The following is a 23,320-nucleotide window of genomic DNA, read 5'->3' on the forward strand; positions in this document are numbered from 1 at the left end:
ATCGATCATGGCATTTTTCCTGGAAACCGTGCTGGGCGGATTGATGATAGGGATGCTGTACGCCCTGGTCGCCCTGGGCTTTGTCCTGATCTTCAAGGCCTCCGGGGTGTTCAACTTCGCCCAGGGCGCCATGGTGCTGGTGGCGGCGCTGGCGATGGCCCGCCTGTCGCAGTGGATACCGCAATGGCTGGGCATGGAGCCGGGCCTGTGGGGCAATGTGCTGGCCTTCATCGTCTCGGCCCTGTTCATGTGGCTGCTGGCCGTGCTCATCGAGCGCTGGGTGCTGCGCTACCTGGTCAACCAGGAAGGCACGACGCTGCTCATGGCCACCATAGGCATCAGCTATTTCCTGGACGGCATGGGGCAGATCATCTTCGGCAGCTCGGTCTATTCCATCGACGTGGGCATGCCCAAGGATCCGATCTTCATCCTGGAGTCGCTGTTCGAGGGCGGCGTGCTGGTCAGCATGGAGGACCTGAGTTCGGCCGTGCTGGCGGCCCTGCTGGTGGCCGCGCTGGCGTTCTTCTTCCAGTACACCGGGGTGGGCCGGGCCTTGCGCGCGGTGGCCGACGACCACCAGGCGGCGCAGTCCATCGGCATCCCGCTCAACCGCATCTGGGTGGTGGTCTGGACCGTGGCCGGGCTGGTGGCCCTGGTGGCCGGCGTGATCTGGGGCTCCAAGTACGGCGTGCAGTTCACCCTGTCCACGGCGGCGCTGCGCGCCCTGCCGGTGGTGATCCTGGGCGGGCTGACCTCCATTCCGGGCGCCATCGTGGGCGGGCTGATCATCGGCGTGGGAGAGAAAGTGTCCGAAGTCTACCTGGGACCCTACGTGGGCGGCGGCATCGAGATCTGGTTCGCCTACGTGCTGGCCCTGGTGTTCCTGCTGTTCCGGCCGCAAGGCCTGTTCGGCGAGAAGATTATCGATCGCGTCTGAGGTGGAAACGACATGATTTATCGCGAAAACGGCCAGTTCAAGAGCAGCTATCGGGCGGACCAGCAGATCTTCCCCATACGCCAGGATCGTTACGTGGTGCTGGGCGTGCTGCTCGTCGCCTTCGTGCTGGCGCCCCTGCTGGCGTCCAACTATTTCCTGCAGGCCATCCTGACCCCGTTCCTGATCCTGTCGCTGGCCGCCATAGGCCTGAACATCCTGGTGGGCTACTGCGGACAGATCTCGATCGGCTCGGGCGCCTTCATGGCGGTGGGGGCGTACGCGGCCTGGAACTTCGGCGTGCGCATCCCCGAAGTGCCGCTGGTGGGGCAGATCCTGCTGGGCGGGGTGTTCGCCACCCTGGTGGGCGTGGTCTTCGGCATCCCCAGCCTGCGCATCCGCGGCCTGTACCTGGCCGTCACCACGCTGGCCGCGCAGTTCTTCGTGGACTGGGCCTTTCTGCGCATCGCCTTCTTCACCAATTATTCGCCCTCGGGCAACGTGTCGGTGCCGGCCCTGAGCGCCTTCGGCCTGCCCGTGCAGACCCCGGCGCAGAAGTATCTGTTCGTGCTGATCTTCGTGGTGGTGTTCGCGCTGCTGGCCAAGAACCTGGTGCGCGGGGCCATAGGGCGGCAATGGATGGCCATACGCGACATGGACGTGGCCGCCGAGGTCATCGGCATACGGCCGGTGTACGCCAAGCTCACTGCCTTTGCCGTCAGCTCCTTCTTCATCGGCGTGGCCGGCGCACTTTGGGCCTACATCCACCTGGGTTCCTGGGAGCCATTGGCCTTCGACCTGAACCGCTCGCTGCAGTTGCTGTTCATCGTGATCATCGGCGGGCTGGGCTCCATCGTGGGCAGTTTCTTCGGCGCGGCCTTCATGGTGCTGCTGCCCGTGCTGCTGACCAATGTGCCGCACTGGTTCGGGCTGTCGCTGGGCGTGGACACGGCCTCGCACATCGAGCACATGGTGTTCGGCGCGCTGATCGTCTTCTTTTTGATCGTGGAGCCGCACGGCCTGGCGCGGCTCTGGAGTATTGGCAAGGAAAAGCTGCGCCTGTGGCCTTTCCCCCATTGATGCAGGAAGGTGGTGCATGACAAGAACAGCCCCGCCGTCAGGACGGGGTATCAAAACATGGTACTAATCGGAGGACCAGGAGATGACGACACGACTGAAACGCGCCGCGCTGGGCTTGAGCGCCTGCGCCGCGATGCTGACCATGAGCACGGCCGCCCTGGCGGCCGAAGAGCAGTACATTCCGCTGCTGACCTACCGCACCGGCTCCTTCGCGCCCCTGGGCATTCCCTGGGCCGACGGCAAGCTGGACTACCTGGCGCTGGTCAATGAGCGCGACGGCGGGGTCAACGGCGTCAAGCTGGTGTACGAGGAGTGCGAGACCGCCTACGCCACCGACCGCGGCGTGGAATGCTACGAGCGCATGAAGGGCAAGGGCGGCGGGGCTTCGGGCTTCGACACCCAGTCCACGGGCATCACCTTCGCCCTGACCGACAAGGCCTTCGTGGACGGCATTCCCATCGAGACCATGGGCTACGGCCTGTCGCATTCGGTGAACGGCGCCGTCTTCGAGTGGAACTTCCCGCTGCTGGGCACCTACTGGACCGCGGCCGACGTCATGATCCAGGACATCGCCAAGCAGGTGGGGCAGGACAAGCTCAAGGACCAGAAGATCGCCCTGATCTATCACGATTCGCCCTATGGCAAGGAGCCCATCGCGCTGCTGCAGGCGCGCGCCAAGGCCGAAGGGTTCACGCTGGAGCTGTATCCGGTCACCGCGCCCGGCGTGGAGCAGAAGTCCACCTGGCTGCAGGTGCGCAAGAACCGGCCCGACTTCATCCTGCTCTGGAGCGCGGGCATCATGACGCCCACGGCCATCCGCGAGGCCCAGGCGGTGGGCTATCCGCGCGACAAGATCTACGGCATCTGGTGGGCTGCCTCCGAAAGCGACGTGGCCGACCTGGGCGCGGCGGCCAAGGGCTACAAGGGCATCACCATCCACAACAGCGCCGAAGACGGCCCGGTGCACGAGGCCGTCAAGGCCATGCACGCCCAGGGCAAGGGCGCGGAGAACCGCGACAAGTACGTGGGCACGCTGGCGCACACGCGCGGCATGATGATCTCCATGATGCAGGTCGAGGCCATCCGCACCGCCCAGGAGAAGTTCGGCAAGGGCAAGCGCATGACGCCCGAGCAGGTGCGCTGGGGCTTCGAGAACCTGAACCTGGACGAGGCGCGCCTGAAGGAGCTGGGCTTCGAGGGCATCATGCGGCCGGTCAAGACCTCGTGCAGCAACCACATGGGGGATGACTGGGCGCGCATCGTGCAGTGGAACGGCAGCAAGTTCGAGGTCGTCTCCGACTGGTACCAGGCCGACAAGAAGTTCGTCGACCCGCTGGTCAAGGAGATGTCGGCCAAGTACGCGGCCGAGAAGAAGATCACGCCTCGCAACTGCGAGAGTTGAACCCAGGCGCCCGGGGGCGGCCCCGGGCGCTTCCTGTGCGGGGATGATCATGAATGAAACCGCAGGCCAGAAGACGCAGGCGCCCGTGCTGCTGGACGTCAATGGCATCGAAGTGATTTACAACCATGTCATTCTGGTGCTCAAGGGGGTGTCCCTGCGCGTGCCGGAAGGGCATATCGTGGCGCTGCTGGGGGCCAACGGCGCCGGCAAGACCACCACCTTGCGCGCCGTGTCCAACCTGCTGCGCGCCGAGCGCGGCGATGTCACCAAGGGCCATATCGAGCTGCGCGGCGAGCGCATCGAGCAACTGACGCCCGCCGACCTGGTCAAGCGCGGCGTGGTGCAGGTCATGGAGGGGCGGCATTGCTTTGCGCACCTGAGCATCGAGGAGAACCTGCTGACCGGGGCCTATACGCGCTCGCTGTCGCGCGGCGAACTGAGCGCCGAGCTGGACAAGGTCTACCAGTACTTCCCCCGGCTCAAGCAGCGCCGTACGAGCCAGGCGGGCTACACCTCCGGGGGCGAGCAGCAGATGTGCGCCATCGGCCGGGCCCTGATGGCCGATCCGGGCATGATCCTGCTGGACGAACCGTCCATGGGGCTGGCGCCGCAGGTCGTGGAGGAGATCTTCGAGATCGTGCGCGACCTGAACCAGCGCGAGCGGGTCAGCTTTCTGCTCGCCGAGCAGAACACCAATGTGGCGCTGAAATATGCGGACTACGGCTACATCCTGGAAAACGGCCGCGTCATGATGGACGGACCGTCCCAGGCGCTGGCCGAGAACGAGGACGTGAAGGAGTTCTACCTGGGCGTCTCGCATGGCGAGCGCAAGAGCTTCCGGGACAACAAATTCTATCGGCGCCGCAAGCGCTGGCTGGCCTAGGGTGGATCGACGTCCATCCGCTGGAGGGGATATGAGCGAGTACTACGATGAACGCGAGACCTTGCCGCCCGAGCAGCGCGAGGAGCATCTGATGGCGCGTCTGCCCCAGGTGCTGCGGGCCGCGCGCGAGCGCGCGCCGGCCATCGCGGTGCAGTTGCAGGGCGTGGACGTGGAGGCGATGCGCAGCCGGGACGACCTGTCCGCCATCCCGGTGATCCGCAAGAGCGAACTGCTGCAGGCCCAGCTCAAGTCGCGCGAACAGGCCCGCTCGCGCGGACCCTCGTCGGAACATGCCCGGTATGTGTTCGGCGGATTTTCCAGCATAGGCTGGGGGCGGGCGCGCAAGGTGTTCGCCTCGCCCGGCCCCATGTACGAGCCCGAAAGCGCGCGACCCGATTACTGGGGCTTTGCGCGCGCCCTGTATGCGGCCGGATTCCGGCGCGACGAGCTGATCTACAACTGTTTTTCCTATCATTTCACCCCGGCCGGCTCCATGATGGAGACGGCGGGCCATGCCCTGGGCTGCACGGTGTTTCCGGGCGGCGTGGGGCAGACCGAGCAGCAGGTGCAGGCCATGGCCGACCTGATGCCCAACGGCTACACCGGCACGCCCAGCTTCCTGAAGATCATCCTGGAGAAGGCCCAGGCCATGCAGGTGGCCTTGCCCGGCCTGAGCAAGGCGCTGTTCTCGGGCGAGGCCTACCCGCCTTCGTTGCAGCAATGGTTCGCCGGGCAGGGCATTGCCGGCTACCAGGCCTACGGCAGCGCGGATCTGGGCATGATCGCCTACGAGACCCCGGCGCGCGAAGGACTGGTCCTGAACGAGGATCTCATCCTGGAGATCGTGCGTCCGGGCACCGGCCACGCGGTCGAGCCGGGCGAGGTTGGCGAGGTCGTCATCACTTCCTTCAACCCCGACTATCCGCTGGTGCGCTTCGGCACGGGGGACCTGTCTGCCCTGATGCCCGGGGCTTCGCCTTGCGGACGCAGCAATCAGCGCATCCGGGGCTGGATGGGGCGGGCCGACCAGACCACCAAGGTGCGCGGCATGTTCGTGCATCCGGCGCAGGTGGAGCAGATACGCGCCCGGCATCCTGAGCTGGGCCTGGCGCGGCTGGTGGTGCGCGGGGCGCCCGGCCAGGACCAGATGGTGTTCCAGGCCGAGAGCGCGAGCGCGCCGCAGGGGTTGGAACAAGCGCTGGCCGACACCATACGGGAGATCACCAAGCTGCGCGCCCAGGTCGAGCTGATGGCTCCGGACACGCTGCCGCGCGACGGCAAAGTCATCGAGGACCAGCGTACCTACGAATAATCGGTAATGAATTTATGCCGACAGGGTTATATCGGGCTGCGGTAATATGCAGGAAAATTATGTGTTCCAGCATCATAAGAGGAGAGACCGATGCGCTTCCTGAAGTACTCCGCCGCCGCCCTGGCCGTGATGGCCGGCGCGCAGGCCGCCCAGGCCGCCACCCTGGACACCGTCAAGCAGCGTGGCCATGTTCTGTGCGGCGTGACCACGGGTTTTGCCGGCTTTTCCGCCCCGGATGACAAGGGCAACTGGACCGGCCTGGACATCGACGTGTGCCGCGCCGTGGCCGCCGCCACGCTGGGCGACGCCAGCAAGTACAAGGCCGTGCCCCTGAACTCCCAGCAGCGCTTCACGGCGCTGCAGTCCGGCGAGATCGACCTGCTGGCGCGCAACACCACGGTGACGCAGCAGCGCGACACGGCTGTGGGCGCCATCCATGCCGGCATCAATTTCTACGACGGCCAGGGATTCCTGGTGTCCAAGAAGCTGGGCGTATCCAGCGCCAAGGATCTGAACGGCGCCACGGTCTGCATGCAGACCGGCACCTCCAACGAGAACACCATGGCCGACTGGGCCCGCGCCAACAAGGTCGAGTACAAGCCCGTGGTCATCGAGCAGTTCAATGAAGTGGTCAACGCCTTCGTGGCCGGCCGCTGCGACGTGTTCTCCACGGATGAGTCCGGCCTGGCCTCCATCCGCATCTCCAAGATGCAGAATCCCGACGACTACCAGGTGCTGCCCGAGATCATCTCCAAGGAGCCCCTGGGACCCTTCGTGCGCCAGGGCGACGACGCCTGGCTGAACATCGTGAAATGGTCGCTGCAGGCCACCTTCAATGCCGAGGAGCTGGGCGTGACCAGCGCCAATGTGGACGAACAGCTCAAGAGCGCCAATCCCAACGTGCAGCGCCTGCTGGGCGTCACCCCCGGCGCGGGCAAGAACCTGGGCCTGGACGAAAAATGGGCCTACAACATCATCAAGCAGGTCGGCAACTACGGCGAATCGTTCGAGCGCAACGTGGGCAAGGACAGCCCGCTGAAGATCGAGCGCGGCCTGAACGCCCTGTGGACCAACGGCGGCCTGATCTACGGCCTGCCCATCCGTTGATCAGCCTGCGTCCAGCCTGCTGGTCCGCCGGCAACCGGCTCCCCGGGGGGAGCCGTTTTTTTTTTCTTCGCTTTTCGTGGACCTTGCAATACAGGCAGTGCCTTCTTGAGCCAAGCAGGGAAAAGTCCCGGTTTTCTTGACAGGGGGGGCCTGTGCGGGGCGAGGAAGGCTCAGTTCCTGCGCCTGAGCACCAGCGAGATCTTGGCAAAGGCCACCTGCAGTTCGGGCGTTGCGCCCTGGAAGATGATGGGGCGTCCGCGCCGGGTGAAGCAGATCAGGCGCTTGGAGTTGAACAGCGGCACGAACTTGGCGAAGTGGATGTCCTGCCACTGCACCTGCCGCTTCATGATCCAGCTCTGGCGTATGCCGTCGCGGTCTATGGTGGTGATGCCGTGCCACATGTACCAGGCGATCACGATCAGGCCGGTGAACAGCAGCACCAGGCTGCCGGCCAGCAGCGGGCTGATGTTGGCGCCCTGGGGCGAGCCGGCCACCAGGGCCATGCGCACGCCGATCAGGGCCAGCACCAACCAGGCGGTGGCGGCGACCCAGCGCGGCCAGGAACGGCCCTGGATGGGCAGGGGGGACATGTCCTTGAGCAGGGCATCGATGTCCTCCTGGGAGGCGGGCTGGCTCATCAGCACGAGACGGCCCCCTTGCGCGCCGCCAGCGCATTGCCGGCATGGCTGGCCGATTTGCGGCCCAGGTGGCCGGAGATCCACTGGCCTATGTCCACCACCGCGTCCAGGTCCACGCCGGTCTCGATTCCCAGTCCCTGCATCAGGTAGAGCACGTCCTCGGTGGCGACGTTGCCGGTGGCGCCCTTGGCGTAGGGACAGCCGCCCAGGCCCGCGACCGAGCTGTGGAAGATGTGGATGCCCGCCTGCAGGGAGGCCGCGATATTGGCGATGGCCTGGCCGTAGGTGTCATGGAAGTGGCCCGACACGCGGGCCGGGTCGACCTGCTCGGTCACCAGGCGCATCAGCTCGTAGACCTGCCGGGCCGTGCCCACGCCTATGGTGTCGGCCACGTCGATCTCATCGCAGCCCAGCTCGATCAGGCGGCGCGCCACCTTGAGCACGCTGGCCGGGGCGACCTCGCCTTCGTAGGGGCAGCCCAGCGAACAGCTTATGGAGCCGCGCAGGCGCAGGCCCGCCTGCTTGGCCGCCTGCGCGACCGGGGCGAAGCGCTCCAGGGATTCGTCCACGCTGCAGTTGATGTTGCGCTGGGAGAAGGCTTCGCTGGCGGCGGCGAAGATCACGACCTCGTCGGCGCGGGCCGCCAGGGCGCCTTCGAAGCCGCGCATATTGGGGGTGAGCACGGAATAGACCGTTCCGGGCCGGCGCGCTATGGCTTGCATGACTTGCGCGCCGTCGGCCATCTGCGGCACCCATTTGGGCGACACGAACGAGGTGGCTTCCACATTGGCAAAGCCCGCCTGTGCCAGCCGGTCGACCAGCTCGACCTTGACGGCGGTGGGGATGAATTCCTTTTCGTTCTGCAGGCCGTCCCGTGGGCCGACCTCGACGATCTTGACGCGCGATGGGTATGACATGGTGGTTCCTGGAAAGAGGCGCGGCCTTGCGGCCGCCGACTATGACGCCATGATAACCGCTCGCGCGCCGGTCATTAAGGTTTCAAGCGTTGGAAACGGCCGTCGGGCAGGGCTTCGATGCAGCCGGCCAGTTCCAGTTCGGCCAGCACGGCCGGCAGCTCGGTGGCCAGCAGGCCGGTGCGGCGCAGCAGTTGCTCGGGCGACAGGGGCGCGAAATCGATGCGATCCAGTATGGGGCGCAGCTCCTCGGGTACGGAAGATGCGTGTGCGGCGACTTGTGCGGCGCAGACAGGGAGGCTGGATTGGCCGGGTGCGGCTGCGCCCAGTTCGTCCAGGATGTCCTGCGCGCTCTCCACCAGCTTGGCGCCTTGCCGTATCAGCGCATGGCAGCCGCGCGACAGGGGCGAATGGATGGAGCCGGGAATGGCGAAGACCTCGCGGCCCAGTTCCCCCGCCAGGCGGGCCGTGATCAGCGAGCCGCTCTGGCGGGCGGCTTCGACCACCAGCACGCCCTTGGCCAGGGCGGCGACCAGCCGGTTGCGGCGCGGGAAATGGTGGGGCAGGGCGCGGGTGCCCAGCGGCAGTTCGCTGAGCAGCAGGCCGTGTTCGGCGATGCGGTGCGCCAGGTCGCGGTGGGCGGCGGGATACACCAGATCCATGCCCGTACCCATGACGGCCACGGTGCCTGCGCCTTGCGGGCCGGCTTGCAGGGCGCCCTGGTGCGCTGCCTGGTCTATGCCCGCCGCCAGGCCGCTGACGATGCACCAGCTCTGCGCGGCCAGGGCGCCGGCGAAGTCCCGGGCGGTTTCCTGGCCCGACTGGGTGGCGCTGCGCGCGCCCACCACGGCCAGGCCGGGATGGCGCAGGATGGACGGTTCGCCATTGGCGTACAGCAGCAGGGGCGGGTCGTGCAGGTCCAGCAGGCCGCGCGGGTAGGCGGGGTCGGCCAGTGTCAGGATGTGGTGGCGCGGGTGCTCCAGCCAGGCCATGGCCTGGCCGACGGCGTCCTGCAGTTCGTCGGGGGCGTCCTGGGCGAGCCGGGCGGCCAGATCGGCCGGGATGTGGCGGGCCAGCGCGCTGGCGGGCTTTGATAGATCTGTTGCGGCAGGCCCAGCGCGGCCAGCAACTGGCGCGCCTGGGCAGGCGCCAGGCCGGGTTCCAGGGACAGGCGCAGCCAGGCGCGCAGTTCTTCCGATGTAAAATGATGGGGCATGCGGCAGTGTGGCATGAAATAAATTGTTTGCCGACCGGGAGCAGGACAGCGGCGTCCGGCTGGACAAGGATGCGCGCCAGGGCCTTGTTCCGGCCGGCTGAAACGGCTGCCGCCCTGAATAGTGTTTTATTATATAGACTTATAGGTTTTATTCGGACTTGTACCATGGCTTTGCTTCCCATTCTCAAATTCCCTGACCCGCGCCTGCACACGGTGGCCAAGCCCGTGCAGGGAGTGGACGAGCGCGTCCGCACGCTGGTCAAGGACATGGCCGAAACCATGTACGACGCGCCCGGCGTGGGGCTGGCGGCCACCCAGGTGGACGTGCACGAGCGCATCGTGGTCATCGATGTCTCCGAGGAAGGCAACGAGCTGCTGGTGCTGATCAACCCGGTCATCACCTGGAAGAGCGAAGAACTGCAGGTCTACGAAGAAGGCTGCCTGTCGGTGCCCGGCGTGTACGACAAAGTCGAGCGTTCGGCGCGCATCCGTTTCAAGGCCCTGAACGAAAAGGGCGAGGAATACGAAATGGAGGCCGAGGGCTTGCTGGCCGTGTGCGTGCAGCACGAACTGGACCACCTGGACGGCAAGGTGTTCGTGGAATACCTCTCCGTGCTCAAGCGCGAACGCATCCGCAGCCGCCTGCGCAAGCAGCAGCGCGAAGCCCTGAAGGCGGCCGGCTGATTTCGCATGCGTATTGTCTTTGCCGGAACGCCGGAATTTGCCCGCATCGCCCTGGACGCCTTGTTGGCGCAGGGCTTTGATGTCCCCCTCGTCCTGACCCAGCCGGACCGCCCCTCGGGCCGCGGGCTGAAGCTCACGCCCAGTCCGGTCAAGCAAGCCGCCGTGCAGGCCGGCATTCCCGTGCTGCAACCGCTCAGCCTGCGGCTGGACGGCAAGCACCCGCAAGACGCCGCCCAGGCGCGCCAGGCCTTGCTGGATGTCCAGCCGGACCTGATGGTCGTGGCCGCCTATGGCCTGATCCTGCCCGCCTGGACGCTGCGATTGCCGCGCCATGGCTGTTTCAACATACACGCCAGCCTGCTGCCGCGCTGGCGCGGAGCCGCGCCCATCCAGCGGGCCATCGAGGCCGGCGACGCGGCCACGGGCATCACCATCATGCAGATGGATGAAGGCCTGGACACCGGCGACATGCTGGTGCGCCGCGAATTGCCCATACGGGACGATCACAGCGCCGCCGTGCTGCATGACGAGCTGGCCGAGCTGGGCGCCCAGGCCCTGTTGCAGGCTTTGCAGGAATTGCGCGACGGTCGGCTGCAGGCCACTCCCCAGCCGGAGCAGGGCGTCACCTACGCGGCCAAGCTGTCCAAGGCCGAATCCGCCCTGGATCTGTCCTTGCCGGCGGATGTGCTGGAGCGCCGCATCCGCGCCTTCGACCCGGTGCCAGGCTCGACGCTGGTCTTGCCCGGCCTGGAGCAGCCGATCAAGGTGTGGCGCGCCCAGAGTCTGCCCCAGGCGCATCAGGCCGCGCCCGGCCAGGTGCTGGCAGCGAGCGCGCAGGCCATAGACCTGGCCTGCGGGCAGGGCGTGCTGCGCTTGCTGGAAGTCCAGAAGGCGGGCGGCAAGCGCCAGCCCGTCAGCGCCTTCGTGCAGGGCTGGCAGGCCCGCGCCAGCTAGGGCGTCAGGTGCCGGGCCGGGCCTGGCGCCGCCACTCCAGGGCCCCGATCACGATGCCGCTGGCGCAGACCACGGCGATGCCTATCCAGGTGAAGAGGTCGGGGAACTGTCCCCATATCATCCAGCCCAGCGCGGCGGCCGCCACGATCTGCAGGTACACGAATGGCGCCAGCAGGGAGGCCGAGGCGCGCTGGTAGGCCTGGATCTGCAACAGGTGCCCCAGACAGCCCCAGAAGCCCGTGGAAACCAGGATCAGCCATTGAAAGGCGGTGAGTTCCCGAAGGACGGGCAGGGCGGCGGGCAGGATGAAAGGCAGCGCGATGGTCAGGCAGAGGCTGCCCACCGCGCCGCTCCAGATCAGCGTGGTCATGGCGTCGTCCACGGCCACGCGGCGCGTGACGATGAACTGGGTGGCGAACATGCAGGCGGTGATCAATCCGAACAGCACGCCCATGGGGTGCAGGCCGCCGGTCGGACGAATGATGATGAGCACGCCCAGGAATCCCACGCCGGCGGCCACCCAGCGGCTGAGGCGCGGCGGCTCCTTGAGCAGCCAGGGCGCCACGGACAGCACCAGCAGGGGCGCCAGGAAATTGATGGCGGTGGCCTCGGCCTGGGGCAGGTAGCGCAGCGCCGAGAAAAAGGAAAACGTGGCCAGCATCATGACCGTGCCGCGCAGGATCTGCGCCTTGGGGCGCGTGCTGCGCAGCACGCGGCGCCCCTTGACCGGCAGCACCAGAGTCAGCACCAGGCCCAGGTGCACCACGTAGCGGAACCAGCACATGATCAGCAGCGGCACGCCGAATCCCATGATCCATTTGCCGCTGGCGTCCAGGCCCGACAAGGCCCAGGACGACAGCACAAGGATCAGCACGCCTGCCAGCGGGAAGGCGCTGGGCGGGAGAGCCGTCCGGTTGTCGGCTCCGGTCTTGGGCGTGCTCATGAGGGGCTCCCGGCGCAAAGCACGAGGACGGTCGGGCGACCGTCCTTGGATATATCAATTTTACAAGATCAATTGCCGCGCAGCGGCAATACCCTTTCGATCGCCGCACCCACTCCGAGCAGGTGCTCGTCGTGGTAGGCGGGAGCGGCCACCATCAGGCCCACAGGCGCTTCGCCCCGGGCATGGCAGGGCAGCGACAGGGCGCAGCCGTCCAGGAAATTGATCAGGGTGGGATTGCGCAGGATCAGGCCGTTGTTGGCGAAATACAGGTCCTCGGACTCGACCAGGTCCTGGATGCGGGGCGCCACCACGGGCACGGTGGGCATCGGCACGGCGTCAAAGCGCTCCAGACGGCTTTCCACGGCGGCGATCCAGGCCTGGCGGGTATCGAGCAGTTCGATGTAGTCGGCGCAGTCTATGCCCTTGCCGCGCAGGATGCGCGAGGCCACGCGCGGATCGTACTGGTCGCCCTTGCTTTCGATCAGTTCGCGGTGCACGGACCAGGCCTCGGCGCAGACGAAGCCGCCCTTGCGGTTGATGTGCGGCAACTGGTCGAACTCGGGGATGTCGATCTCCTCGACTTGTGCGCCATGCTCGCGCAGCTGGGCGATGGCGCGATCAAAAGCGGCGCGCACCGTCTCGTCGATGCCGTCGAAGACGAAGGAGGTGGGCACGGCCAGGCGCAGCGTGTCCAGGGCGGGAGCCACCACGGGCACGTAGGGCTGGTCCGTCAGGATGGAATCCACGATGGCGCAGCACTCGACGGAGGCGGCCAGCGGGCCGTTGGAGTCCAGGCTGCGCGACAGCGGCATGGTGCCTTCGCTGGGCACGCGCTCGGCGGTGGGCTTGAAGCCGGTCAGGCCGTTGAAGGCCGAGGGGATGCGGATGGAGCCGCCGGTGTCGGTGCCGATGGAAAATACCGACATGCCTTCGGCCACGGCCACGCCGGCGCCCGACGACGAGCCGCCGGGGATGCGCGCATTGGCGCGGTCCCAGGGCGAACGGGGCGTTCCGTGATGGGGGTTGATGCCCAGCCCGGAGAAGGCGAATTCAGTCATGTTGGTCGAACCGATCAAGATGGCGCCGGCCTTGAGCAGGCGGTCCACGATGACGGCGTTGTGTTCAGCCGGTTCGGCATCTTTCAGGACGGCCGAACCTCCCAGGGTGACGTAGCCGGCGATGTCGAACAGATTCTTGACCGACATGGGCAGGCCTTCGACCAGCGAGCGGCGCAGTCCGGCCGCACGCAGTATGTCCGATGCGTGCGCGGCCTGCAGGGCCTGCTCGGCAAAGACCTCGATGAAAGTGGCCGCTCCCTCGCCGTTCTCGTCCTGGATGCGGTCCAGGGCTTGCCGGGTCAGGGCGACCGAGGTGGTTTCACCCCGGTCCAGGGCGCGTTGCAGTTCGGTAATGGTCGCTAGCATGATCACTCGCAAAAATAGATGGGCTGAACGTTTGGAGCCTGCTCACGTTCTGTTCATGGGGGTTTTGAGCCCCCCCGCAAAGGCCGTGAACAGGTTCCGGGTGGCAGTTTAGGCCACTTCGGGCAGGACGTCCGTCACGTAGGTGTGGCGGATGCTGCGCTGGCGGCGCGGGTCGAACAGTTCCATGGTGAAGCGGGTCGAGGGACGGATGCCGCCGATGGCGGCCACCGTGCCGCAGGTCATGCCGTAGCCGGCGGGCATGGTCGCGGACTGGAAGCAGCCCTCGATCAGCTCCAGCGGGTTCTTCAGGCTGGCCAGCGTGCCGTCCTGGTACAGCACTTCCTTGCCGTCTTCCTGGATGTAGGCGCGCAGCACCAGCTCGTCCCAGTAGTCGGCCACGTCGCTGAACAGCCAGGCTTCGCGGGCCACGGGCTTGGCGCAGATCTGTTTGGACAGGGCCACGCTGTGGGCTTCCAGCACGCGGTCGGTGTGGTCCGAGGCCAGGCTCACCAGCAGGCGGCCCTGGTGGTTGAACACGAAGACTTCGGATTCGCCGGACGAGCCGGACCCCACCACCTGGATGGTGTCGTCCTGCACCATCTGGTTGGCGGCGATGCGGTAGTACAGGGGCACGGAGCTCGGGCGGGGGACGCCCAGCTCGGCCAGTTCTTCGATGTGATGCTCGATGGCGGCCATGTCGCGGCCGGCCCAGCCGGCCACGATGCAGTGCTGCAGATCGGCTTCGACGATTTCGGTGTGGGTGGCCTGGGCCAGTTCAAAGGTCAGACGCATAGCGATACTCGTTTAATCAATGGACAGTATTGGATCAGCCGAACAGGCGGGGCAGCCACAGGGCCAGATCCGGGAAGATGGCCAGCAGGCCGACCATGGCCAGCAGCATGATCACGAAGGGCAGGCTGCCCACCATGACGTCGTTCATGCTGCCGCTCTTGCGCAGGCTTTGGACCACGAACAGGTTCAAGCCGACCGGAGGGGTGATCAGGGCCACTTCCACCAGGATGATGATGGCGATGCCCAGCCAGATCGGGTCAAAGCCCAGGGCGATCATGATGGGCGCCACGATGGGGAGGGTGGTGAGCAGCATGGACAGGGTCTATGAAGCAGCCCAGCACCAGGTAGAACACCACGATGATCAGCAGCATCACCATGGGCGAGACGCCCAGGCCGGTGATGGATTCGGTCAGCGCGTTGGTCAGGCCCGTGGCGGACATGACGAAGTTCAGGAAGGCCGAGCCGATCACGATCAGCATGATCATGGCGGTGGCTTTCATGGTGCCTTCCAGCACTTCCTTCATCATGTTCCAGCTCATGCGTCCGGAGAAGGCGGCCAGGATCAGCGCGCCCACCACGCCCAGCGCGGCGGCTTCGGTGGGAGTGGCGATGCCGGCGTAGATGGAGCCGACCACCAGCAGGAAGATGCCCAGCGGAGGAACCAGATGGACCAGGCTGGCGATGCGCTGGCCCCAGGACGCCTTGATCTTGGCGCCGCCCCACTGGGGCTTGACGACGCAGGCGGCCGCGATGGCCAGCATGAACAGCAGGGCCATGCCCAGGCCGGGGATGATGCCGGCCAGGTACAGCTTGGGCACGGAGGTATTGGTCAGCACGCCGTAGATCACCAGATTGATCGATGGCGGGATCAGGATGCCCAGGGTCCCGCCGGCGGCCAGGCTGCCCAGGAACAGGGGTTCGTTGTAGCCCTGCTTCTTGATCTGCGGCAAGGCCACGGTGCCCACGGTGGCGGCGGTGGCCACGCTGGAGCCGGAGGTGGCGGCGAACAGGGCGCTGGCGCCGATGTTGGCGTGCATCAGGCCGCCGGGCAGCCAGGACAGCCACAGGCTCATGGCGTTGTACATGCGCTCGGCCATGCCCGAGCGCAGCAGGATCTCGCCCAGCATGATGAACAGGGGAATGGCCACCAGCAGGAATTCATTGCTGGTGCCCCAGGAGATCTCGCCCAGCGCGCCGGTCAGCGGCAGCATGGAAAACAGCGGATCCAGGATCAGGCCCAGGACGCCCAGTGCGGCGCCCACGGGAATGCTCAGCCCGATCAGGACGAGCAGCAGAGTCAGTGCGGTTGCAATCATTTGGCGTCTCCTTGCACCATGCGCTTGCCGGCTTCGGCTTCTTCAAGGGCTTCTTCCTGCGTGCTGCGGATGCCGCACAGGGCCTGGATGGCGGCCATTTCGCCGGTGATCAGCGCCAGGCTGGAGCGCAGCAGCATCAGGGCCAGCACCACGCACAGCCAGACCAGGCCGGCCACCCACAGGAACTGGGGAATCCACAGGGGCGTGCCCATGGCGGTGTTGGCGGTGGACTGGTTGGTCCAGGACAGGCCGGCCACGTCGGTGGCGTAACGGGTCAGGTAGACGATGAAGACGGACAGGGCCACCAGGGCGATCCAGTCCAGCAGGGCGGCCACGCGTACGGGCAGGTGCTGGTAGATGGCGTCGATGCGGATGTTGGCGCGCTGCAGGGTCGCGAACGACAGGGCCCAGGAGATGCTGATGGCGAAGGCGTAGCCGGACAGCTCGTCCGAGCCGCCCAGGGACGTGCCGCTGAACTTGCGCATCAGCACGTCGGCGGTGATGTAGAGGGCGCTGAGCAGCGTCAGGCTGCCTGCGAACCAGATGGCGATGCGCGACAGGGTCGTGGCACCGGACAGCAAACGGTTCAGCGTTGCGAATTTCTCGGTATTTTCCATGGTGTCTACCCCGTACAGGGTCTGGGAGGGAGGGGGCCTGGGGTGCAGGCCGCCGGCTGCCGCGCGGGTGGCGGCGGCCGGCATTCACGATACTACAAGCTTACTTCTTGGCTTCGAAGCCCAGGATGGGGCTCAGGTTGGCGTTGAACGCGGCCACGGTGTCGGCGGAGCTGCGCTCGGCCCACTTGGGCACCACGGTCTCGCTCATGACCTTCTTGAGCAGTTCGCGGTCGGCCTCGGTCGGCTCGACCAGCTTCATCTTGCCCTTCACAGGCTGCGAGCAGGCGGCCGCGCCGGTATTGCAGTCGTAGCCTTCCTGGGTTTCCTTGGCGGCGGCGTCCCAGATCTGGTTGGTCATGACCTTGATGTTGCTGGCCAGGAAGTCCTGCACCTTGGGATCCAGTTTCTTCCAGGCGCTCAGGTTGGCGGCGTGGATCTGCTGGTTCCAGTTGATGGGCATCTTGTACAGGTTGGTGCTGACTTCGTACCACTTGGCCGAGTAGCCGGACATGGAGCCGGTGATGGCGCAGTCGACCACGCCGTTCTGCAGGGCGGGAACCACTTCGCCGAACGGGATGGTCACGCTGTTGCCGCCCAGGGCCTGGACGAATTCAGCCTGCGTGCGGCTGCTGGTGCGCACTTTCTTGCCCTTCAGGTCGGCCAGGCCGTTGAAGTCGCCGTTGCAGAACAGCACCTGCGCGGGGTAGGTCGAAAAACCCAGCACCTTCACGTTGTTCTTTTCGTAGAACTGCTCGTAGGCGGGCGTGAAGGCTTCGGTCAGCTTCTTGGCCACGGCGATGTCGGGAGCCAGGCCGGCCAGGTCGATGGCCTCGTTGATCGAGTTGTCGCTGGCGAAGTAGGCCAGGGTGGCGGTGCCGAAGGGGATCACGCCCTGACCGATCAGGCGCATGATTTCAGGACCCTTCAGGCCCATGTCGTTGAAACCCTTGATGTCGGCCGTGACCTGGCCGCCGGACAGTTCAGGAATGGTCTTGGTCCAGAAGGGTTGTTCCGTGTTCTGGTAGGCCGTCAGGTTGCTCAGGCCGCCCACGACTTTCAGTTGGGTCTTGGGCAGGTCCTGGGCGCTGGTCTGGGCCAGGGCTGCCGAACCCAGGGCCAGGGTGCCCAGGGCCAGGGAGGTCAACACGATTTTTTTCATAATGTGCTCCGAATAGCTGTCTAGCTGCAATGCTTGGAATGTGCCGGTAAGACACGGGAAGAACAGCAATATAAAACCACGAGGGGAACCGGGATCAGCCGGTCAAACTAGTATCAAAGCGCTGCCAGGCGTGTGTTCAGGAGGTCCGTGATCAACATGTGCCCGGGGGCGTGAGTGATGCAGAACTCCGGTCCGGCCTGGGCCGCGACGGCTTGCGGGGTGACGCCGCAGGCCCAGAACACGGGCAGCTCGTCCGGCCTGATCTGCACGGCGTCGCCGTAGTCAGGCTGGTTGATGTCGGATATGCCGATGAGGGCAGGGTCGCCGATGTGGATCGGGGCGCCGTGCACCGAAGGAAAACGGGAGGTAATCTGTACAGCGCGAATGGCGTCGGCGGCGCGCATGGGGCGCATGGAGACCACCAGAGGACCGGCCAGACGACGGGTTGCGTGCGTCTGGATCGTGCTGCGGTACATGGGTACGTTCACGCCTGCGCTGATGTGGCGCACGTCGATTCCGTCCGCCAGGAGCGCCTCTTCGAACGAGAACGAGCAGCCGATCAGGAAGGAGACCAGGTCGTCGCGCCAGAGGTCGCGGACATTGAGGGGTTCGGCGCTGAGTTGTCCGTCGCGCCAGACCCGATAGCGGGGGAAGTCAGTGCGTATATCGATGGAACGACCCAGGGACGGCACCTGATACTGACCAGGCTCGGTTACGGCCAGCAGGGGGCATGGTTTAGGGTTGCGCTGGCAGAACAGCAGGAATTCGTCGGCCCAGTCCTTGGGAAGAATCATGAGGTTGGCCTGGACATGGCCCGCCGCCAGTCCGGCGGTGGGACCAGTATGGAGTTCTTCGCGGATGCGCTCGCGGCATTGTTCGGCCTCGGGCGCCAGTATTGGCAGGGGTTCCAGGTTCATGATGACCACTCGCACGCAGGGGGTTGATCACAGCAACGAATTGCAACCGATGGGGCAATCCCTGTCCAATTGTAAGTTCAAATATTAGGTTATAAATTTTACTTATCAGTCTCTGCGTATATCTGTGCGATGCGCTGCGCGTGGGTGGCCACCGCGCGCGCAATATGACTGTCCGGGGAGTCCATCCAGCAGGCGAAAAACTCGATCGCCGGCAAGGGCTGGTCGACCTTCAAAAGCCGCAGTTTTCCCTCGGAAAGCTCGTCTTTTATGACAGCCGGAGCCAGCACGCTGGGACCCATGGCGCGGCGCGTCATCTGCACGATGGTGCTGAGCGAGGCGCTGCCGAAAAGACGCGGCGATTTCACCCCCGCGCGCAGCAAGGCTTCGCGTGTGGACTGGTAGGGAACGCTGCCTGACGGATAGGTGATCACAGGGTAAACCCCTAGATCGGAAACGCTGATTTTCCGACCGTGGAGCTTCAGGGCGGGGCTGGCTACCCAGCCCAGTTGATATTCGCACAGGCGCAGGCAGTGTTCCTTGGGGTCCTGCCCCACGCCCACGATCATGGCCATGTCGATCTGGAAGGCGGCCAGTTGCTGGCGCAGCACATTGGTGGTGTCCACGTGGATTTCGATGACCAGCGCCGGGTACTCCTGATGCAGGTGATCGATCAGATTGTGCAGCCAGGTCTGCACGATGGTCTCGGCCACGCCCAGGCGCAGCACGCCGCGGATGGCGTTCTGCTCCTTGGCGGCGCGCAGCATCTCGGTGCGCAGGTCCAGCATGCGCTGGGCGTGGGAGAGCAGTTCCTGGCCCTTGTCGGTGAGCTTGATGCCGCGCGCGCCCCGGTCGAACACGCGGACCTCCAAGGCGGCTTCCAGACCGGCGATGCGCTGCGAGATGGAAGGCTGGGTGGTGTTCAGCTTCTCCGCGGCGGCCCGAAAGCCGCCAAGCTCGGCAACCCATACGAAGGCTTCGATCTGTTTGAAATCAATCATGTTTTCGGTCCAGGAGTGGTTCTCTCTATTATGCCTTAAGGGACCTGCCTCCCTTTTGAGAAGGAGTGCAAAAATTTGTCTGCTTCTGCTTGATTTTCATGCGCCGCCACTATAATTCCGCCATGACTTGCAAGATACTCATTGTGCGTACGTCCTCCCTGGGAGACCTGGTCCATATGCTGCCAGCAATCTCGGACATCGCACGCCATGTGCCAGGCGCACAGATCGACTGGCTGGTCGAAGAAAGCTTTGCCGAGATCCCCCGCTGGCACCACGCCGTGCACGAGGCCATCCCCGTGGCGCACCGACGCTGGCGCAAGCAGTGGTGGTCCGCCCAGACGCGCCGGGAACGCGCGGCATTGCGTGCGCAGTTGGACGCGCGCCGCTACGATGTCGTGCTGGACATGCAGGCCCTGATGAAATCCATCTGGCTGGTGCGCCAGACGCATGGTCGCCGCCACGGCCTGGACTGGAAGTCGGCGCGCGAGCCGCTGGCCTCTTTGTTCTACGACGTGCGCCACCGCGTCGGTTTCTGGCAGCCGGCCGTGTTTCGCCAGCGCAGCCTGGCGGCGGCCGCCTTCGGCTATCAGTTCGAGGGCGCGCCGGATTTCGGCCTGCAGGCCCTGGCCGAGCAGGCTCCGGCCGGGCAATCTCCCTACGCCATCATCATGCCTTCGGCCAGTCGGGACGACAAACTCTGGGCACCTGCCAACTGGCTGCAGGTCTTCGACCGGCTTCAGGGAGAAGGCATGGAGCTGCGCCTGTTGGCCGGCAGTCCAGCGGAGACTGAACGGGCCCAGGACCTGATCGCCGGGCGCGAGCATGCCTGCGTGCTGCCGCGCATGGGTCTGACGCCCGTCGCCCTGCAACTGGCGGGCGCCCGCATCATGGTGGGGCTGGACAGCGGCCTGACGCATCTGTCCGCCGGCCTGGGACGGCCCACCATAGGCATCTACAAAGCCTCCACGCCGGTGCGTACGCCCCTGGAAGGCTCGGCCTATACGGCCAGCCTGGGCGAGCGCGGCCATGAGCCTTCGGCGCAGACCGTGTTGTGCGCCATCGACCAGGCGCTCGGCAGCCAGGGCGTCGGCGATGCTGCGCCGGCCCTGATCGCGCCGGCGCTCTAGGGCCTGCCGCCACTGACCAAGGAGTTCGCATTCGGGCCGGAGCGGCTCGCAGTCGGCCTTGCCCGGCAGTTCGCGCTTTTGCTTCGCGGCTTTATGCGTACAATGTGCGTTGATCCTGCGCTGAGGCTAGGCTGGTGAACCGCTTTTTCTATACCGCTTCCATACGCATGCTGGCCCCCGCCCTGATGGCCTGGATGGGCCTGCGCGCTCGCCGCGCCGGCGGGGACTGGCAGGTGCTCTCCGGCGCCCGTTTTGGGTATTACAAGGACCAGGCCGCGCCGCCGCGGGCGCCTGTCTGGGTGCACGCCGTCAGCCTGGGCGAGACGCGCGCCGCCCATCCCCTGATCCGGGCCTTGCTGGACCAGGGCGAAACCGTGCTGCTGACCCACATGACCGTCACGGGCCGCGAGGAAGGTGCCAAGGCCTTCGCTGCCGAGATCGAGCAGGGACGGCTCATCCAGCAATGGCTGCCCTATGACTTTCCCGGCTCCGTGCGACGTTTCCTGGCCCATTACAGGCCCTGCGCCGGCGTGCTCATCGAGCGCGAGGTCTGGCCCAACCTGCTGGCCGCGGCGCGCCGCCAAGGCGTGCCCATGATGCTGGCCAGCGCCCGTTTTTCCGAACACGCGCTGGCCGCCAGCCTGCGCGCCGGCTCGGTGATGCGCGAGGCCTACCGTTCCTTCAGGCTGGTGTACGCCCAGAGCCTGGCCGACGCCCAGCGTCTGGAGCAGGCGGGCGCGCAGGGCGTCAGGGTCTCGGGCAACCTGAAATTCGATGTGGACCTGCCGCAGGACAGGATCGCCCGAGGCCGGCGCTTTGCCAGCGACCTGAACCGGCGCATCGTGGTCATCGCCAGCACGCGCGAGACCGAAGACATGGACTTCGCCGATGCCATCGCGCATTTCCTGCGCCGCGAACGCGAACACGGCAATGAATTGCACAGCCCCATCCTGTTCGCTTTGGTCCCGCGCCACCCGCAGCGCTTCGACGATGCAGCCGCCTATCTGGACAAGCTGGGCCTGCGCCATGTACGCCGCAGCGCCTTGCTCAAGCAGGGGACTCCAGCTCCTCGGCCGTGCAGGCCTGCCGCGACATGGACGTGCTGCTGGGCGACACATTGGGCGAGATGTACTGGTATTACGCGCTGGCCAGGGTGGCCATCGTGGCCGGCAGCTTCCAGCCGCTGGGGGGCAGAACTTCATCGAGGCCAGCGCCATCGGGGTGCCCGTCATCGTCGGGCCGCATACGCGCAATTTTGAACAGGCGGTTCAGGACGCCCTGCATGCGGGCGCTGCGCTGCGCGCCGCCACGCCGTCGGCAGCCTTGCAGCAGGCCGTGGAGCTGGTGGATGCGCCGGCGCGCCACCACAAGATGTCGGACGCGGGCCTGCATTGGGTGCAGATGCACGAGGGCGCCGTCGTACGCGTGCTCTCGGGCCTGGCCGAGATCCGCGCTTCGCGTCCCTCTGACTCATAAGCAAATGAGCAATTTATCGTAGGGAAAGGGTGGTCTGTCGCAGTTATCTGACATAAATCCTTTCCTGGGCGCTGCATGGACAAAAGAAAAGCCCGCTTTCGCGGGCTTTCTTGAGATCAGAATCCGTATGGATTACAGCTTCTGGATGCTCTTGGCTTGGGGACCTTTCTGGCCTTCGGCAGACACGTAGGATACGCGCTGGTTTTCTTCCAGAGATTTGAAGCCCGTGCCCAGGATGTCGGAATGGTGAACGAAAAGATCTTTGCCACCGTTGTCGGGGGAGATAAAGCCGTAGCCTTTTTCGTTATTGAACCATTTTACGATACCGGTTTCTGTTTGCATTTCCTGCATTCCCTAAAAATGACGAGCAATCTGCTCAAAAAAGATTGTCAAGATGTAAAAATCAGGGCAATGAGTATTAGAAACAATACCGTATTGAACAAACTTCGACGAACTTGAAATCCTGCACCGCTAATCGTAGAGGTGAAATGGCCTGTAAGTCAAGCTAAATCGCCCTTTGCACAGTTTGTCACAAGCAAGGGATAAACAATTACGAACAAGGTTTGTTATTGGTACGGACCCCTCTGCGCCCCTCGTTAAAGTCCGTGGTATTTACGACCAAATTCAAGCGTAGCATGAAAGAAACCGGCCTTGCTACCGCAGTCGTAACGAGTGCCTTCATATTGATACGCATATACAGCGCGACTTTCCAAAAGGCTGGCGATTCCGTCCGTCAATTGAATTTCACCGCCCACGCCCGCCTGGGTGCGGCGCAGGTGGTCGAAAATTTCCGGTTCGAGCACATAGCGGCCCACGACGGCCTGGGTGGAGGGCGCCACGTCAGGCGCGGGTTTCTCCACGATGCGGCTCAGGCGGGTGGCGTTGGCATCGAGCGCTTCGCCGGCCACGATGCCGTACTTGTTCGTTTCGCTGGGGGCCACATTCTGCGTGGCCACGATGCTGCCGTTGTACTGGTGGGCGGCCTCGACCAACTGGCGCGAGACGGGCGTGGCGGCGTCGATCAGGTCGTCGGCCAGCAGCACCAGGAAGGGTTCGTTGCCCACGATGGGTGCGGCGCACAGCACGGCGTGGCCCAGGCCCAGGGCGCGCGACTGGCGGGTGTAGATGCAATTGACGTGGCTGGGGATGACGTGGCGCACTTGCTCCAGCATGTCCAGCTTGTTCTTGGCTTCCAGTTCCTTTTCCAGTTCGGGAGCACTGTCGAAGTGGTCTTCGATGGCGCGCTTGTTGCGGCCCGTCACGAAGATCAGTTCGGTGACCCCGGCTGCCACGGCTTCTTCGACGGCGTATTGAATCAGCGGCTTGTCGACGATGGGCAGCATTTCCTTGGGCATGGCCTTGGTGGCGGGAAGGAAGCGGGTGCCCAGACCGGCGACAGGGAAGACAGCTTTGCGGATAGGTTTCAT

22 protein-coding genes and 2 pseudogenes are annotated in these 23,320 nt (G+C 65.3%); 11 read left to right on the forward strand and 13 right to left on the reverse strand.

The window, feature by feature from the left end; translation table 11 throughout:
* Positions 1–7: 7 nt before the first annotated feature.
* From ACWPWO_RS01345 to ACWPWO_RS01370, 6 genes are all read left to right on the forward strand, one after another.
* A complete protein-coding gene (locus ACWPWO_RS01345) occupies positions 8–937 on the forward strand; it encodes a branched-chain amino acid ABC transporter permease (protein WP_454003832.1) in 930 nt (309 codons plus the stop codon).
* Between the two features lie 12 nt (positions 938–949).
* Positions 950–2,014 carry a branched-chain amino acid ABC transporter permease gene (locus ACWPWO_RS01350; protein WP_394063357.1) on the forward strand — a complete coding sequence of 355 codons (1,065 nt, stop codon included), beginning with the start codon at positions 950–952 and terminating at the stop codon, positions 2,012–2,014.
* A 133-nt stretch (positions 2,015–2,147) separates the two neighbouring features.
* Positions 2,148–3,416, forward strand: coding sequence for an ABC transporter substrate-binding protein (locus ACWPWO_RS01355; RefSeq protein ID WP_394065874.1), 1,269 nt, complete (start codon positions 2,148–2,150; stop codon positions 3,414–3,416).
* Positions 3,417–3,465: 49 nt separating this feature from the next.
* Positions 3,466–4,299, forward strand: coding sequence for an ABC transporter ATP-binding protein (locus tag ACWPWO_RS01360; protein WP_454003834.1), 834 nt, complete (start codon positions 3,466–3,468; stop codon positions 4,297–4,299).
* A 31-nt stretch (positions 4,300–4,330) separates the two neighbouring features.
* Positions 4,331–5,611: a phenylacetate--CoA ligase family protein gene (locus tag ACWPWO_RS01365; protein ID WP_454003836.1), complete on the forward strand. Its 1,281-nt coding sequence runs from the start codon at positions 4,331–4,333 to the stop codon at positions 5,609–5,611.
* Between the two features lie 90 nt (positions 5,612–5,701).
* Entirely contained in the window at positions 5,702–6,718 is a 1,017-nt protein-coding gene (locus ACWPWO_RS01370) for an amino acid ABC transporter substrate-binding protein (RefSeq protein WP_454003838.1), read from the forward strand.
* A 170-nt stretch (positions 6,719–6,888) separates the two neighbouring features.
* Here the strand turns inward: ACWPWO_RS01370 and ACWPWO_RS01375 are convergent, their stop codons facing one another.
* The 3 genes and pseudogenes from ACWPWO_RS01375 to dprA form a co-directional block, all read right to left on the reverse strand.
* Positions 6,889–7,356 (reverse strand): hypothetical protein, encoded by a 468-nt coding sequence (locus ACWPWO_RS01375; protein WP_454006223.1) that lies wholly within the window; start codon positions 7,354–7,356, stop codon positions 6,889–6,891.
* Complete coding sequence (locus tag ACWPWO_RS01380) at positions 7,356–8,273, reverse strand: hydroxymethylglutaryl-CoA lyase (RefSeq protein ID WP_454003840.1); 918 nt, start codon at positions 8,271–8,273, stop codon at positions 7,356–7,358. The genes ACWPWO_RS01375 and ACWPWO_RS01380 overlap by 1 nt, the downstream gene beginning before the upstream one ends.
* Positions 8,274–8,347: 74 nt before the next feature.
* Positions 8,348–9,486: pseudogene (gene dprA / locus ACWPWO_RS01385) on the reverse strand (DNA-processing protein DprA).
* A 165-nt stretch (positions 9,487–9,651) separates the two neighbouring features.
* On the opposite strand from dprA, the gene def reads away from it, so the two are divergent.
* Both def and fmt read left to right on the forward strand, forming a co-directional pair.
* Complete coding sequence (gene def, locus ACWPWO_RS01390; RefSeq protein ID WP_454003842.1) at positions 9,652–10,170, forward strand: peptide deformylase; 519 nt, start codon at positions 9,652–9,654, stop codon at positions 10,168–10,170.
* Positions 10,171–10,176: 6 nt separating this feature from the next.
* The gene (gene fmt / locus ACWPWO_RS01395; protein ID WP_454003844.1) at positions 10,177–11,124 is read left to right on the forward strand and encodes a methionyl-tRNA formyltransferase; all 948 of its coding nucleotides are present in this window, start codon (positions 10,177–10,179) and stop codon (positions 11,122–11,124) included.
* A gap of 4 nt (positions 11,125–11,128) precedes the next feature.
* On the opposite strand, the gene ACWPWO_RS01400 is transcribed toward fmt, so the two are convergent.
* The 8 genes and pseudogenes from ACWPWO_RS01400 to ACWPWO_RS01435 form a co-directional block, all read right to left on the reverse strand.
* Positions 11,129–12,067, reverse strand: a complete 939-nt coding sequence (locus tag ACWPWO_RS01400) for a DMT family transporter (protein ID WP_454003845.1) — start codon at positions 12,065–12,067, stop codon at positions 11,129–11,131.
* Positions 12,068–12,135: 68 nt separating this feature from the next.
* Positions 12,136–13,491, reverse strand: a complete 1,356-nt coding sequence (locus ACWPWO_RS01405) for an amidase (protein ID WP_454003847.1) — start codon at positions 13,489–13,491, stop codon at positions 12,136–12,138.
* A gap of 108 nt (positions 13,492–13,599) precedes the next feature.
* Complete coding sequence (locus ACWPWO_RS01410; protein ID WP_394063380.1) at positions 13,600–14,283, reverse strand: DUF2848 domain-containing protein; 684 nt, start codon at positions 14,281–14,283, stop codon at positions 13,600–13,602.
* A gap of 34 nt (positions 14,284–14,317) precedes the next feature.
* Positions 14,318–15,599, reverse strand: a pseudogene (locus ACWPWO_RS01415) (TRAP transporter large permease).
* On the reverse strand, positions 15,596–16,216 hold the full coding sequence (locus ACWPWO_RS01420; protein WP_454006225.1) for a TRAP transporter small permease subunit: 621 nt from the start codon (positions 16,214–16,216) through the stop codon (positions 15,596–15,598). Before ACWPWO_RS01420 ends, ACWPWO_RS01415 begins: the two are co-directional and overlap by 4 nt.
* Before the next feature lie 100 nt (positions 16,217–16,316).
* Positions 16,317–17,375, reverse strand: coding sequence for a TRAP transporter substrate-binding protein DctP (gene dctP, locus ACWPWO_RS01425; protein WP_454003850.1), 1,059 nt, complete (start codon positions 17,373–17,375; stop codon positions 16,317–16,319).
* Between the two features lie 113 nt (positions 17,376–17,488).
* Complete coding sequence (locus ACWPWO_RS01430) at positions 17,489–18,292, reverse strand: putative hydro-lyase (protein WP_454003851.1); 804 nt, start codon at positions 18,290–18,292, stop codon at positions 17,489–17,491.
* 98 nt (positions 18,293–18,390) lie between these two features.
* Positions 18,391–19,290: a LysR family transcriptional regulator gene (locus ACWPWO_RS01435; RefSeq protein WP_394063390.1), complete on the reverse strand. Its 900-nt coding sequence runs from the start codon at positions 19,288–19,290 to the stop codon at positions 18,391–18,393.
* Between the two features lie 122 nt (positions 19,291–19,412).
* On the opposite strand from ACWPWO_RS01435, the gene waaC reads away from it, so the two are divergent.
* From waaC to ACWPWO_RS01450, 3 genes are all read left to right on the forward strand, one after another.
* A complete protein-coding gene (gene waaC / locus ACWPWO_RS01440) occupies positions 19,413–20,417 on the forward strand; it encodes a lipopolysaccharide heptosyltransferase I (RefSeq protein ID WP_454003853.1) in 1,005 nt (334 codons plus the stop codon).
* 134 nt (positions 20,418–20,551) lie between these two features.
* Positions 20,552–21,676 (forward strand): 3-deoxy-D-manno-octulosonic acid transferase, encoded by a 1,125-nt coding sequence (locus tag ACWPWO_RS01445; RefSeq protein ID WP_454003855.1) that lies wholly within the window; start codon positions 20,552–20,554, stop codon positions 21,674–21,676.
* Positions 21,639–21,893 (forward strand): hypothetical protein, encoded by a 255-nt coding sequence (locus ACWPWO_RS01450; protein ID WP_454003857.1) that lies wholly within the window; start codon positions 21,639–21,641, stop codon positions 21,891–21,893. The genes ACWPWO_RS01445 and ACWPWO_RS01450 overlap by 38 nt, the downstream gene beginning before the upstream one ends.
* Positions 21,894–22,025: 132 nt before the next feature.
* Here the strand turns inward: ACWPWO_RS01450 and ACWPWO_RS01455 are convergent, their stop codons facing one another.
* A complete protein-coding gene (locus ACWPWO_RS01455) occupies positions 22,026–22,235 on the reverse strand; it encodes a cold-shock protein (protein WP_026483779.1) in 210 nt (69 codons plus the stop codon).
* 254 nt (positions 22,236–22,489) lie between these two features.
* Complete coding sequence (gene galU, locus ACWPWO_RS01460; RefSeq protein ID WP_454003859.1) at positions 22,490–23,320, reverse strand: UTP--glucose-1-phosphate uridylyltransferase GalU; 831 nt, start codon at positions 23,318–23,320, stop codon at positions 22,490–22,492.

The organism is Alcaligenes sp. Marseille-Q7550 (assembly GCF_965112015.1).